Genomic DNA, 14173 nt, shown 5'->3' with positions numbered 1-14173 from the left:
TATAAGTCAGATATAAAAAAACCGCTTAGCTTTTGCTAGGCGGTTTTTTATTTCGCGAGTATTAAATCAGCTTTTTATTTCATCAAATCACATAAATGGCAATTTGGTGAATATCTGCAAGATCGTCGCGTTAACGATATCAACGAAGAATGCACCAACCATAGGTACAATTAAAAATGCCTTATGTGATGGTAGGTAACGATCGGTGACCGCCTGCATATTGGCAATCGCTGTAGGAGTTGCACCCATACCGAAACCACAGTGTCCTGCTGACAAGACAGCTGCATCATAGTCTTTGCCCATGAGTTTAAAGGTCACAAAGTAAGCATAGCCAATCATTAGAACAGTTTGTGACAATAAGATGATCAATACCGGACCTGCCAAATCTGTCAATTGCCACAGCTTTAATGACAATAAAGCCATCGCTAAGAATAAACTCAAAGAAGCGTTACCGATGACGTCAATCGCACGGTCAAACATATCAAAGTTAAATATCATGGTTAAGGTATTGCGCAAAATCACACCACCTGCTAATGCCCATACAAAGGTCGGTAACTCAAACCATGTATCCTGCGCTACCAAAGTCATGAGATCAGCAAATGCCAATGCTGCGGCAAACAGTGCCAATGATTCAATGGTAGACGATGCCGTAATCAGACGGATATTATCCGGTTTTTCAAACATCTCCTTATTACTATGAACTTCCTCTTCGCTGTGCTTGGTGCTATAGAGCGACTGCTCACTTGCCAGTTTTTCAACATCACTTGGGTTTGGATTGTCTGCTGTAGGCTTGAGACCAAGCTTTTTAATCAAGCGACGGGCAACAGGACCACCGATAATACCACCTGCTACTAAACCATAAGTGGCAACTGCGATACCCAGCGTCGTCGCGCCAACCACACCATACTGCTCCTCCAAAGTAATGCCCCAAGCACCAGCAGTACCATGACCACCAGTCAAAGCGATTGAACCGGTCACCAAGCCAAGCAAAGGATCAAGCCCAAGTGCGCTTGCCATTGCAACACCAAGGATGTCTTGCAAAATGATAAAGACAGACACGATAATGGTGAAAATTAGTAAGGGTGAGCCACCTGCTTTTAACCGACCAAAATCAGCGCTAAGCCCGATAGAGGCAAAAAACATCAGCATAGTCGCTGTTTGCAGTCCTTGATGGAAATTAAAGCTATAGCCCCAAACAATATTAAGAATATAAACGACAATCGCTGCGACCAAACCGCCTGCGACTGGTTCTGGAATATTGAAATCTTCTAAAAACTTAATTCTTTTGACTAAGAAGCGTCCAAGCAAAAGTACTAATGTGGCTAATATCAGGGTGTAATAGCCGTTTAGGGTGATTTCCATATGTTAATCCTTTCTATAAATATAAATTAACCTGAATTCGGGATAAATCTGTTTTTATCTCGAATTTAGATTCTTCTCTTACTGGCGACTAAGACAAATCATCAGACGCCACGACAATCCACAGCTGTGGTTTGCCAAATTCTTTAAAAGCATCTTCTATAATACTTTTGAAGACATTAAAATCTTCGGTGTTAATATTTTTAACCGCTGTTAAATCAAGTACCAAATGCTCGATATCACTGTCTGTTAAGCAGTCCCACGCTGCATCCCAGTTATGACCAAACCAACTTGGGAAATCGCAGGCTTTCGCTAAGCTACTTAAGAGTGTTTCTTTATCTAATCGCTCTTCTATAGGTATAGAGATTGCTTGTTCAGGAATAGTAGCAGACGTTCTGCTGCTTTTACCTTTAACAAGGTTTTGCCTAGTGCTGCTTTGATTTACATAGTAAATAGCTTGAGTCATGTTATTTCACCTCCAGTTTTTGAAAGCTGTCGTAATGATCAAGGGTCAAATAATAAATGGTTGGTGGGTGACCGCCAGTGACAATACGTCGTGCACCGCGATGCGAAACGGCAGGTGTGGGTACAGTATATTCGCGATAGTAGCCTTGCGACTGCGCCGGTAACTTGCCTTCGCGATTATAGAAAGTGGTTCCGTCTTTGTTAGGATAAGGGAAGGGTCCACCTTGCTTGATAAGCACAAGCGTCTGATCTATTTGCGCATCACCAGTGATAGCCGCTGCATTTGAATTACTGGCAATTTCAATATGATTTTGCGATAGAGTAGTAGATGGCGCGCTATCGGCAAAAAAACTGGATTTCAAATCAGCAAAGAAATAGACCGCAACAGCGATAATGGCAATCAAACTGAATAGGGTAGAGAAGCTGCTTTTCTTATTTTGGCTGCTACGATTATTTTTGCTAATATAGTTTCGATTGTTTTTCTGATTAATATTGTCTGAGCTGCGATGCATTGAATTTGCCACTGAATTGGATGCTGGCGTCTCTAAAATACTCAATTCATCCGATGTGACTTCGGTGGCGCGCAATTGGTTTTTGTCATTGCGCTCACTATTAAAATAGACACGTTGCCCTTTGCTGATAGGCTGCGCCATTCGCACGGATTTTATGTGAAAAAACACATCTTCACTCTGATTGTCGACATCGATAAAGCCATAGCCTTTATCAGAATTCCAATGCTTAATTTTGCCACTTTGCATGGGCATCCTCGTCCTATCGATAGATTTTTATCACGTAAAATAATGGCTTTATGTCATACATAATATAGTTATTAATAATAAAAAAACGCCAGCAATTAAGCTGGCGTTCTGTAACAATTATACTGCAGACAACATTATAAATTGTAGTGAAGACGTAATAAATTAGGCACGCGTTTCGCCATGACCATAAACAATCCACTTTTGTGAAGTTAAGCCTTCAAGTCCGACTGGTCCACGCGCATGAATCTTGTCAGTTGAGATACCAATTTCGGCACCAAGACCATATTCAAAACCATCGGCAAAACGGCTAGAGGCGTTAATCATCACGCTTGCCGAGTCGACTTCGCGGATAAATCGCTGTGACTTGGTATAGTTATCTGTAATGATGACATCGGTATGATGACTGCCATGGGTGTTGATATGCTCAATCGCCTCATCAATGCCGGATAGTATTTTAATCGCGAGGATAGGGGCGAGATATTCGGTATCCCAATCTTCAGCGGTGGCGGCTGATAAATGGCCTTTAAGGGTGGTGTTATCGTTCAGAATAGCCTGCGCTTTATCATCAAGGCGCAATTGCATCGCATTATCGGCTTCGACGATGGCTTCGGCAATTTTTGGTAACAGCTCATCAGCGATGGCTTCATCGACCAACAAGGTTTCCATGGTATTACAAGTACCATAGCGATGGGTTTTGGCATTGACACTTACGTTAATGGCAATCTTGGGATCAGCATCACTGTCAATAAAGGTATGACAGTTGCCATCTAAGTGCTTAATGACAGGCACGCGCGCATCGCGGCTGATACGTTCAATCAGCCCTTTACCGCCGCGTGGTACGATAACATCAACATATTCTGTCATAGTGATAAGCTCACCGACGGCAGCACGGTCAGTGGTCTCTAGCACTTGGACACTATACTCAGACATACCAACGTTTTTTAGTCCTTCTAAAATACATCTGGCAATCGCTTGATTAGACTCAAATGCTTCAGAGCCGCCACGTAAAATGATGGCGTTACCTGACTTTAGTGCGAGCGAGGCTGCTTCCAAAGTGACATTGGGACGCGACTCATAAATCATACCGACTACACCAAGTGGCACGCGCATTTTGCCCAGATGAATACCCGACGGACGATACGTCATGTCGGTAACCTCACCAATAGGGTCAGGCAATGCCGCAACGTCTTTTAGACCTTGTAGCATGCCATCAAAGCGGGCATCATTTAACTCCAAGCGATCAAGCAGAGCAGCATCTAGATCGTTCTTTGCCCCATTGTCCATATCGACTGTATTGGCGGCTAAGATATCTTGCTTAGCGTTCTTTAATACATCGTGAATCGCCATCAGTGCAGCATTTTTGTCACCCGTATTGGCAGCAGCCAGTGCTCTGGATGCAGCGCGCGCTTCTTTACCAACATTTTGCATATAAGCGGTTACGTCTGTGGTATTGGTTTGACTCATAAATATTCTTCCTTATAGTTATAAATAGAAAACAATCAGTGTTCTTTAGCGCTCTAATGGCACTCTGCTATTTAACATAGAGGAGATTAGGTCGATAGTAAAGCCGATTTTGTGAATAGAAGTCACTTGTCTTTATATGATAGTCATGATCGAGCATTAGATTGATGGTTACGTATTTTTAACAGAAATAGACTGTAATTACTAAGGTAGTCGCTATGAATCGTCCGTATAGTGAGCGCTAAGTAGCAAAAGATTCATTTTAGCTTTGACACGTTATTTTTAAACTCGTTCGGCTACATGATAGCTATTCATAGTAGAAATTAATGATAGTAAATAAAAATATTGGAGAATAAATATGACCATTGACCAACAACAAATTCAAAAATCTGGTGCTTACAAAAACTGGTTGGGCGTTGGATTGGTTGCAGCGGCATTGACGCTAAGTGCCTGTGGTAAGAAAGATGAGCCACCAGTAGAGACGGCGCCAGCAGTCGATGCACAGACTTCGATAGAAGAGGAAGCAACGGGGGTGGCTACTGCCGGCAGTGCTGACGATGTTGCGGTAGCATCTGCTGACAATGATATGGCAGTAAGTAGCACGGATGATGTGGCCGTAGCAACTGCGGATGATGCAGAGATGATGGACGGTACTGAAAGCGAAGAGCACGTCTCAAGCTACTAATGTGGCAGATAAAACAGCGCTCACGCTATTAAGATGATAAAATAAGGCCCATAATTGACTGTATATTATGGGCCTTATTTTATAAAGGTAATTTAATGCCAAACGCCTTTTTAATGCTAAGCACCTTTTTACGTCATGTTTTCATTCATATTTATTGGAAGTCTGCTAAACCATGCTTGATACTGCAAATAATCCGACTCGACCTATCGCTTTAGATTTACAAGATATCCATAAAAGTTTCGGCTCATTGGCCGTACTGAAAGGCGTATCTCTAACTGCCTATGACGGTGATGTTATCTCTATTTTAGGCTCGTCTGGCTCAGGTAAGTCGACCCTGCTGCGCTGTATCAATTTGCTCGAAAAGCCCAATCACGGTCGCATTATTATCGGTAAAGATGAGCTGATGCTAAAGCCAGCTAAGTCAGGCGAATTGCAAGCGGCTGATATCAAACAGCTAGAACACTTGCGCGCACGCGTGGGCTTTGTCTTTCAGAATTTCAATCTATGGCCACATAAAACGATTATTGACAATATCATCGAAGGGCCAATACAAGTCTTAAAAATAAAAAAAGACCAAGCCATTAGCGATGCTGAAAAGCTGCTCGATAAAGTCGGTTTGCTTGATAAAAAAGACGCTTATCCTGCTAATCTGTCTGGTGGTCAGCGTCAGCGTGTTGCTATTGCACGCGCCCTTGCTATGCAGCCACAGGTATTATTATTTGATGAACCGACTTCTGCTTTAGATCCTGAGCTCGTCAATGAAGTGCTTGCTGTTATGCGAGAGCTAGCAGCCGAGGGACGCACGATGTTGATTGTGACCCATGAGATGCGTTTTGCTCGTGATGTTTCTAGTAAAGTGGTGTTTTTACACCAAGGCGTTATTGAAGAGATTGGTACGCCTGAGCAGGTCTTTGATAACCCTAAGTCTGAGCGCGTCAAAGACTTTATGGCTTCACATCGTCAAATTTAATCCATTGCTTAAATCTAGTAAAATGGCAATCTTAGCAATAATTGTTTAAAACGCTAAGATTGCACATCAGTAAGTCTATTCGTGCCTTTATTACTCAATAATCACAGTCGGTATGCAAAACGTTTGTTTTTGATATTCCACTCAGGTATTATCAAAAGACTTGTGAGCGGGTATGCATAGCACTTATCCATATACCTAAACATCTCACAGCCTGAATATCCAGTTGCCTGAATCTGAGTAACTTATCTGGCAGGGACGTCAGAGAAAATAGACCAGAACACTGTATCAAAAATTAGAGATTAAAAATCATCTTAAAAATCCATCAGAATTTAAGGAACGTATGATGTCGAATTCTCGCCTATTGTGGTCATCGATGACCGTTACTGCCGCGCTCATGTTAGGGGCTTGTAGCCAACCTGCTAATGACGCTGCTGATACCAATGCAGATGCACCGGCAGCAGGAACCGCTGGCAAGACCATTCGTATTGCGACTGAAGGCGCATACCCTCCTTTTAACTATACCAATGCCGATGGCAGTTTGGCGGGTTTCGATATCGACGTTGCCAATGCTCTATGTAAGCAGATGCAAGCCAAATGTGAAATTGTCGCTCAAGATTGGGACGGTATTATTCCGGGTTTATTGGCGCAAAAATACGATGCGGTTATCGCTGGTATGTCTATTACCGCTGAACGTCAAGAAAAAGTCGATTTCAGTGAGCCTTACTTTGCCAATACGATGGTTTGGCTGACCGATACCAAAGGCAGCTTTGATCCTAAAGTCATCAAAAATCTGACGCTTGGTGGTCAACGTTCAACGACGCCGGGTGCTTATTTACAAGACAATTATGAAGGCAAAGACGGCAATACCGTTAAGCTTTATGACAATTATGACAATGCTTATTTGGACCTAAAGTCTGGTCGTAGTGATGTTGTATTGGCTGAAAAAGTATCAGCAAAATCATGGTTAGCAGACAACCCTGAAGGCTTCGGTATCGTGGGTGATGAGATTGACAATGATGACAATATTGCGATTGCTGTCCGTAAAGGCGATGCCATTAAAGAAGACTTTAATAAAGCGCTGAGTGAAATTCGCAGTAACGGTGAGCTTGCCCGTCTTGAGCAGCAAAACTTTGGTCAATAATCTGTAATCATTAGCGTCGATTGCTTATATCCGTCTTAAGCAGCGGATATATATACGGCTGGTAAATATATTAAGGAATAACCACTATGATCATTTCAATGACCTCGTCAATGACCAAAAAAGCCTTGTGGTTAGCGCCACTAAGCGCTGCCATGCTGATGCTAGCTGCCTGTAACAACAGCTCTGCACCGACAGAAAGCACTGAAACAGATGCTCCAACTGATACGCCTTTAAATATCAAAATCGCGACAGAATCAAGCTATAAACCTTTTAGTTATACCGATGCTGATGGCAAGTTAATCGGCTATGAGATTGAATTGGTTGACGCACTATGTGCGCAAATGAAAGCCAAATGCGAAGTGATCTCCCAGGATTGGGATGGCTTGATTCCAGGCTTAAATGCGCAGAAGTTTGACGCTGCCATCGCTGGTATGTCAATCACCCCTGAGCGCAAAGAAGTGGTCGAATTTAGCGAACCTTACTTTCATAGCGGTATTATCTTAATCGGTAAAAAAGGCGACGATGTTAGTGTTGACGCTCTAAAAGGTCAGCCAATTGCCTCACAGCGTTCAACTGTTGCCTCGCAATATCTACAAGATAAACATGCTGATGCTGATATCAAACTTTATGATACCCAAGACAATGCGTATCTGGATCTAACGTCAGGTCGTGTACGGGCGATGATGTCTGATAAAGTGACTGGTATTGACTGGCTAAAAACAGAAGCTGGTAAAGACTATGAGGTCAAAGGTCAAGAAATCAGCACCAATGATGATGCGATGGGTATCGCTTTCCGTAAAGGCGATCCATTGGTTGCCAAATTTAATAAAGCCTTGGCTGAGCTAAAAGACAATGGCACTTATGATCAAATCACGGGTAGCTATTTTGGTACCAGCTCAACCACTGCTGCTCAAAAAGCAGTCGCTACTAGTGATATCAAAGAAGTAGTAGTCATGGATAAAGCTAGTGTCGATGCTGATACGGCGATTGCTAAAGAAGAGCAAGCGACAGCAAACTAATACCTGTGATGACAAATATGTATTGATCCTAAGTTTTGAGGAATGCATATTTGCCAGCACTTATCAAAATTTCACGACGTAATAAACTCAAGGATGATTATGAGCAACCATCTTGTCATAGGCTCAAATTCAGTGACCAGTCAGCGGTTTTCAAAACCTATGCTAGCAGTGGCAGCATTTTTAGCTTTAGTCGGTTGTAGTAACGGTCAAGATAAAGGGGCTGAAAGTACTAACTCAGACGCTAATAATACTGCGGAGACAGCTGAGAAAAAAGCAGATGCGACAGAGGGTAATGTGCTGCGTATCGGTACTGAGGGTGCTTATGCGCCCTTTAACTATACCAATGCAGATGGCACGCTCGGCGGTTTTGATATCGAAATTGCCAATGCTATCTGTGCTGATATGCAAGTAACTTGTGAGATTGTGGCGCAAGATTGGGACGGTATCATCCCCGGTCTCAAGGCTGGTAAATATGATGCTATCGTCGCTGCGATGTCAGTCACCCCTGAGCGCGCTCAACAAGTCGCTTTTACGGATCCGTATTTTAGCAATGCGCTAGTGTTTTTAGCCAAAAAAGATAGCACCTTTGACCCTGCTAAGGTGACTGATATTAATGCCCACTCTATCGCCGCTCAGCGCTCCACCATCTCATCACAGTGGCTAGAAAACACTTATCCAAAAGCGGATATGAAGCTATATGATACATTAAGTAATGCGTTTTTAGATTTAGGTGCTGGTCGCGTCGATGCCATGATATCGGATAAACTGCCAGCGATTGAATGGCTCAGCTCGACGTCCGGTAATAATTATGTGTTAAAGGGCGCGGAGATTGATATCAATGATAACTTTGCGATTGCGGTGCGTCCGAATGATGAAGCTCTACAAGCAAAAATTAATACCTCATTGAGCAATATTAAAGCCAATGGCACTTATAATAAGATCAATAAAAAATACTTTGCTGTGCCAGCAAGTGCGACACTAACAGAAGCTCCAGCTATAGATAGTGCTACACAGTAAAAGCTCAGTAGTATTACTATTTTCACGACTGCATTCATATTGTGTTAATAAGCATGAGGACATCGCCATTATGGTGATGTCCTTTTTCTTGTGTCCTTATTTACAGTCACGCTATTATTGTAAGCATTATTAACCAACAGATTTGCTGTTATTTAACCAAATTATCGGCCTTTTAAAGAGATAGATATCTATTTAGGCGGTGCTTTTACACGTCAGTATTAACATAGCGGCGAATGAATATGATAAAATCAGCGCTCATTTCTACTGTGTCAATTATCGCGGCAGTAATCGTATTAATCTAGCGTCAGTCTATGACGCAAATGGCTCATATTTCTTGGGTCTAAAGTACGTTTATTAACTGTATTCAGCTATTGATGCTGATTTTTTTAACTCATATTTTGCAATTTGCTAATATAAAGAGACTGAGTGGATAATCGTGTTTGACTTACAAGGATTTGGCGCGCTTTTATTGAGCGGCGCTACCGTCACCATACAGCTTGCCATGACCAGTCTGATCATCGGCATGTTCTTAGGTTTGCTCGGTGCCACAGCAAAGCTATCTAATATCTGGCTGCTGCGCAAAATTGCGACTGTCTATACCGCCACGATGCGCGGTATTCCTGAGCTGCTATTGGTATTGTTTATCTACTATGGCGGCTCTATACTGCTAATGAGCATCCTCAAAAAGTTCGGCTATAACGACTATGTCGAGATTAGCGCTTTTTGGGGCGGCGTGATGGCACTGTCTATTGCTTTTGGTGCTTATGCGACTGAAATCTTCCGTATGTCGATTCAAGAGATTCCTATAGGACAGCGAGAAGCGGCGCAAGCGATTGGTATGCGTCCTTTTCAGACTTTTTATCGCATAACCTTACCGCAAGTATGGCAGATTGCATTGCCAGGTTTGGGTAATCTATTTTTGGTTTTGCTTAAAGATACGGCACTGGTGTCGGTCGTAGGTCTTAAAGATATCATGTATCAGTCCTCGCGCGCCGCGCAATCAACACAGCAGCCATTTACCTTTTATATGGCGGCGGCGATTATCTATTTGGGTCTGACCATGTTGATTACGGGCTTTATGATGTGGCTTGAATGGCGCGCCAATCCGGCAGCGCGTTATGCTAAAAAGCTCAGCCGTCAAACAACCCGCCGTCAATCGACCATAGGGTAGAGGAGATATACTATGGATTGGAATTGGCAGGTGATTTTTGATCATATCCCAGACTTACTTGGTGGCGCGGTATTGACCGTACAGTTGGTTTTGTTCTCGGGTATTATGGGCTTATTTTTTGGTTTGGTTTTGGCGCTGTTACGTCTGTCCAAAAATTGGGTGGTACAGATACTCCCTTTTCTGTATATCTTCTTTTTTCGTGGCACACCGCTACTGGTACAGATATTTCTGATTTATTATGGTCTTGGGCAGTTTGAAGCGGTACGTAATTCGTTCTTATGGGAACCAGTCCTTAGCCAAGCTTACTGGTGTGCAATTATTGCCTTTACCTTAAATACTAGTGCATATTTGGCAGAGATTATTCGCGGTGCGATCCAAAATATTCCGGTGGGTGAGCTTGAAGCAGCCGATGCGATTGGGATGTCAAAATGGCAAAAGCTGACCCGTATTACATTACCGCGTGCTTTTGGTATTGTGATTCCGGCGTACAGCAACGAAGTTATCTTTATGCTAAAGGGCAGTGCGCTGGCGTCAACGATTGCTTTAATGGATATCACGGGTGTCGCTCGTACCATTAGTGCGCGGACTTATACTTTAATGGAGCTATTCTTCGCTGCAGGTATTGTTTATCTGTTATTGTCGTGGGTGATTTTATTTAGCTTTAGAATGTTCGAAAAGCGTATGAATCGTCATGCAAGCTATGTGCCGCCAGATGTAAGCACGAATACAGTTGGCTAATGAGTTGTCATGAACAAAACTTATCATAAACGTCATGTAATAGTGCAGTATGTTTCTCTTTTTACAATATTAACCATTTGCTGTGAGCGCCTAGTATGAGCCAATCACCATCTATATCCTTAGTCGATGCGATTGCTGTCAGTGTCAATGATGACGCGAGCATCGCTACTGTTAACAATAGCGTACGTGCATCGATTGGCAAGGTCATTTGCGTTGGCCGTAACTATGCGGAACACGCGCGTGAGCTTGGTAATGAGATACCAAAATCGCCTATCTTATTTATGAAGCCCGCATCGTCAGTGGTCAGCGTGCATAATGATATTGTCCGTCCAAATCCAGCGCTATATGGTGACACTCATTACGAAGCAGAGCTGTGTATTCAGCTGGCAGCCGACTTATCGTCAGCAACGGTTGAACAAGCCAAGCAAGCGATTGGCAGCGTGACCTTGGGACTTGATTTGACCCTACGTGATCTACAAAGCAAGCTGAAAGAAAAAGGTCATCCATGGGAGCGGGCTAAGTGCTTTGATGGCGCTTGCGTACTTGCTGATTGGATTGATCCGCAAACGTTTGGCGATTTTTGCCATGTTGAATATCAGCTTTATATTAATGACGAGCTGAAGCAAGATGGCGATAGTGCCCTAATGCTATTTCCAGTGTATGAGCTACTAGTAGAGATTAGCCGTGCCTTTAGCTTACAAGCAGGCGATGTTATTATGACTGGTACGCCGAGCGGCGTTGGAGTATTGCAAGCAGATGATACGCTAACATTCAAGCTTGGCACTCATGAATGGCAGGTGCAAGTTCGATAGTTTTTTATCGCAGCAGTATCATATAAGTTTTTACATGCATTGGCGCTATCAAAAAATCCCAAGTTCACACTTGGGATTTTTTTGGTTTATCAGTGGTAATAGCCATTTGTCATGAGGTTATCGTCACATTACTATCAAATTGGCATTTGGTTTTCAACATACTGTCATAAACACTCAGTAGACTTAGGCATAATTCGTATTTTGGTGATTGCAATTACAAGACTGCAATCAACTCTCTCATGCCAATCAAGCCTAACAGCAAGGTGACTGATAATGACATTATTGAATAGCAAACAACCACTTGCCCATGAAGTCGTTGAAGATTCTAATCCGACCAACAATATCGATTTTCAAACCATTATTAGTCGTCGTTTAAATCGGCGTAGTATCCTAAAAGGTGGCACAGGATTAACAGCGGCGGCGTTTTTTGGCGCGCTCCCTTTAGTCGGCTGTAGCGATGACGATGATAGTATTCCTGCCAAAAATAATGGCAATGATGCTGCTGTCCCTGCACAAGGTAATCTCAAACGTCCCGAAACTTTGAAGTTTACAGCAGTGGCGCATTCGACTGCCGAAACGATGAGCGTGGCAGCAGGCTATAAGGCCGAGATGATATTACCACTTGGCACGCCGCTGATATCTGGTATTGATGACTGGAAAGACAATCGAGAGCAGTCGGCTGAGTCATTCGAATGGCGCATGGGTGATAATCATGATGGCATGTGGTTCTTTGGCAAAAAGGGCAGCGCCTATGACCCCAAAGCGTCAGAGAATGGGCTGCTGGTAATGAATCATGAATACGTAAACAGTAGTGAGCTGAGTCCGTTTGGCTATCATGTTATCCAAGATAACAACGCCGCGCCCATCTTTCAAAATCGTCGACTTGCTAGCGACGTGCGCCGTGAGGTTAATTGTCATGGGGTGGCGGTGGTCGAGATGAAACGCCGCGCTGATGGTATGGGCTATGAGATGGTGGCTGATTCGAAATATAATCGCCGTCTCACGAGTAGTAGTACGGCGCAGTTGACAGGACCCGTTGCAGGTTCTGATTTGGTCAAGACTAAGTTTGATCCGACAGGCTTTCAGACTCGCGGCATCAATAATAACTGCGGTGCAGGTTTATCACCTTGGGGCACTTATCTGACCACCGAAGAGAACTTTTTAGGGGTATTTGCCCGTGGGCAAGATGCTAGCCAATTAAGCGCTGGGCATAACTATGGTCGCGAACGCTACGGGGCAACGGAAAACTTCCCTGGTTGGGAATATTTATGGCATACCCCTGATGCTAAAGATGCCAAGATAAGCGATGAGTTTTCACGCTGGGATATGACCGCCGCTAGTGCTAGCGCTGCTGACGATTATAGAAATGGCTTTAATACCTTTGGCTATATCACCGAAATTGATCCTTTTGATCAAAATTCCATGCCGCAAAAGCGCACGGCACTAGGACGTTTTGCTCATGAAAATTGTGCCTATGCCCCTGTTGAACAAGGCAAACCGGTGGTCTTTTATATGGGTGACGATGCTCGGGGTGAATATATCTATAAGTTCGTCTCCAAAGCCACATGGTCAAATGCTGATATCGGCGGTGGATTAAAAGCAGGTGACAAGTATTTGAATGAGGGTACGCTCTATGTTGCCATCTTTAATGAAAATGGCCGCGGTGAATGGAAAGCGTTGATTCACGGTCAAAATGGACTGGATGTCTCCAATACGGTCTTGCCTTTTCATGGACAAGATGAGGTGTTAGTCTTTGCTCGTGCAGCAGCAGATGTGGTCGGTGCCACCAAAATGGATCGACCAGAGTGGGTGTCGGTCAGTCCCATAACGGGCGATGTATATGTAACATTGACCAATAATAAATATCGTGGTGTACGTGATGATCAGCCACTTTCAGCGCCCAATCCGCGCAGCTATAATACTGGCGGCAAAGCGCGTGGTAATGACAATGGTCATATTATTCGCTGGGCAGAAGCAGGGGGCGATCATGCGGCAACCAGTTTTGAATGGGATATTTATTTATTTGCTGCGCCGAGTGATTTATCAGCAGAAAACTTATCACAATTAAATGACAATAATGACTTTTCTTCCCCCGACGGCTTATACTTTGATCCACGTGGCGTCCTATGGATTCAAACAGATGACGGTGCTTATACCGATACCAGCAGCTGTATGTTGCTAGCTGCGCTACCGGGCAATGTCAGTGATGGAACCCTCACTACTACGTCAGCGGGGCAACAAACCCGAGTCGGCATGCCTGCCAATAATGACAATATCAAACGTTTCTTCGTCGGTCCGGAGGGCTGTGAAGTCACAGGTATTACGATGGCCCCAGACTTTAAAACCTTATTTATTAATATTCAGCATCCGGGTAATACGTGGGGCGCTATTGCTGGAGGTAGTACACCACGCTCAGCCACCGTCATGATTACTCGCGAAGATGGTGATGTCATATTGGCAGAGTCGTTTGTCTAGTTAGACATTTGCATTAGTAATGATGCGTCTTAGCAAACATAAAAATCCTAAGCCATGGCTTTGGGATTTTTGTGTTTTAGGCGATAGCTACTAGTGTGCAAT

The 14173-nt window shown here is 43.5% G+C and carries 13 protein-coding genes; 9 read left to right on the top strand and 4 right to left on the bottom strand.

Annotation, left to right across the window (positions count from 1 at the left end):
* Window positions 1-87: 87 nt before the first annotated feature.
* From gltS to OEG80_RS11035, 4 genes are all read right to left on the bottom strand, one after another.
* Entirely contained in the window at window positions 88-1362 is a 1275-nt protein-coding gene (gene gltS / locus OEG80_RS11050; protein ID WP_263240851.1) for a sodium/glutamate symporter, read from the bottom strand.
* Between the two features lie 88 nt (window positions 1363-1450).
* Window positions 1451-1825, bottom strand: coding sequence for a barstar family protein (locus tag OEG80_RS11045; protein ID WP_263240849.1), 375 nt, complete (start codon window positions 1823-1825; stop codon window positions 1451-1453).
* A gap of 1 nt (window position 1826) precedes the next feature.
* A complete protein-coding gene (locus tag OEG80_RS11040; RefSeq protein WP_263240848.1) occupies window positions 1827-2588 on the bottom strand; it encodes a ribonuclease domain-containing protein in 762 nt (253 codons plus the stop codon).
* A gap of 156 nt (window positions 2589-2744) precedes the next feature.
* Complete coding sequence (locus OEG80_RS11035) at window positions 2745-4046, bottom strand: glutamate-5-semialdehyde dehydrogenase (RefSeq protein WP_263240847.1); 1302 nt, start codon at window positions 4044-4046, stop codon at window positions 2745-2747.
* A gap of 355 nt (window positions 4047-4401) precedes the next feature.
* Here OEG80_RS11035 and OEG80_RS11030 point away from each other — a divergent pair, with 355 nt between their 5' ends.
* The 9 genes from OEG80_RS11030 to OEG80_RS10990 all read left to right on the top strand — a co-directional run bounded on the left by OEG80_RS11030 (window position 4402) and on the right by OEG80_RS10990 (window position 14071).
* Window positions 4402-4728, top strand: coding sequence for a hypothetical protein (locus OEG80_RS11030; RefSeq protein ID WP_263240846.1), 327 nt, complete (start codon window positions 4402-4404; stop codon window positions 4726-4728).
* 172 nt (window positions 4729-4900) lie between these two features.
* Window positions 4901-5698 carry an ABC transporter ATP-binding protein gene (locus OEG80_RS11025; protein WP_263240845.1) on the top strand — a complete coding sequence of 266 codons (798 nt, stop codon included), beginning with the start codon at window positions 4901-4903 and terminating at the stop codon, window positions 5696-5698.
* Between the two features lie 340 nt (window positions 5699-6038).
* Window positions 6039-6839: a transporter substrate-binding domain-containing protein gene (locus OEG80_RS11020; protein ID WP_188004062.1), complete on the top strand. Its 801-nt coding sequence runs from the start codon at window positions 6039-6041 to the stop codon at window positions 6837-6839.
* A gap of 86 nt (window positions 6840-6925) precedes the next feature.
* A complete protein-coding gene (locus OEG80_RS11015) occupies window positions 6926-7858 on the top strand; it encodes a transporter substrate-binding domain-containing protein (protein WP_263240843.1) in 933 nt (310 codons plus the stop codon).
* Window positions 7859-7957: 99 nt separating this feature from the next.
* Window positions 7958-8875 carry an ABC transporter substrate-binding protein gene (locus tag OEG80_RS11010; protein WP_263240841.1) on the top strand — a complete coding sequence of 306 codons (918 nt, stop codon included), beginning with the start codon at window positions 7958-7960 and terminating at the stop codon, window positions 8873-8875.
* A 436-nt stretch (window positions 8876-9311) separates the two neighbouring features.
* A complete protein-coding gene (locus OEG80_RS11005) occupies window positions 9312-10046 on the top strand; it encodes an ABC transporter permease (RefSeq protein WP_263240839.1) in 735 nt (244 codons plus the stop codon).
* 12 nt (window positions 10047-10058) lie between these two features.
* Window positions 10059-10784 (top strand): ABC transporter permease, encoded by a 726-nt coding sequence (locus tag OEG80_RS11000; RefSeq protein ID WP_263240837.1) that lies wholly within the window; start codon window positions 10059-10061, stop codon window positions 10782-10784.
* 95 nt (window positions 10785-10879) lie between these two features.
* Entirely contained in the window at window positions 10880-11596 is a 717-nt protein-coding gene (locus OEG80_RS10995) for a fumarylacetoacetate hydrolase family protein (RefSeq protein WP_263240836.1), read from the top strand.
* A gap of 273 nt (window positions 11597-11869) precedes the next feature.
* Window positions 11870-14071 carry a PhoX family protein gene (locus tag OEG80_RS10990; protein ID WP_263240835.1) on the top strand — a complete coding sequence of 734 codons (2202 nt, stop codon included), beginning with the start codon at window positions 11870-11872 and terminating at the stop codon, window positions 14069-14071.
* The last annotated feature ends 102 nt before the right edge of the window (window positions 14072-14173 follow it).

This window comes from Psychrobacter sp. SC65A.3 (genome assembly GCF_025642195.1).
Classification (GTDB): domain Bacteria; phylum Pseudomonadota; class Gammaproteobacteria; order Pseudomonadales; family Moraxellaceae; genus Psychrobacter; species Psychrobacter cryohalolentis.
This window is presented reverse-complemented; position numbering and strand designations above follow the sequence as displayed.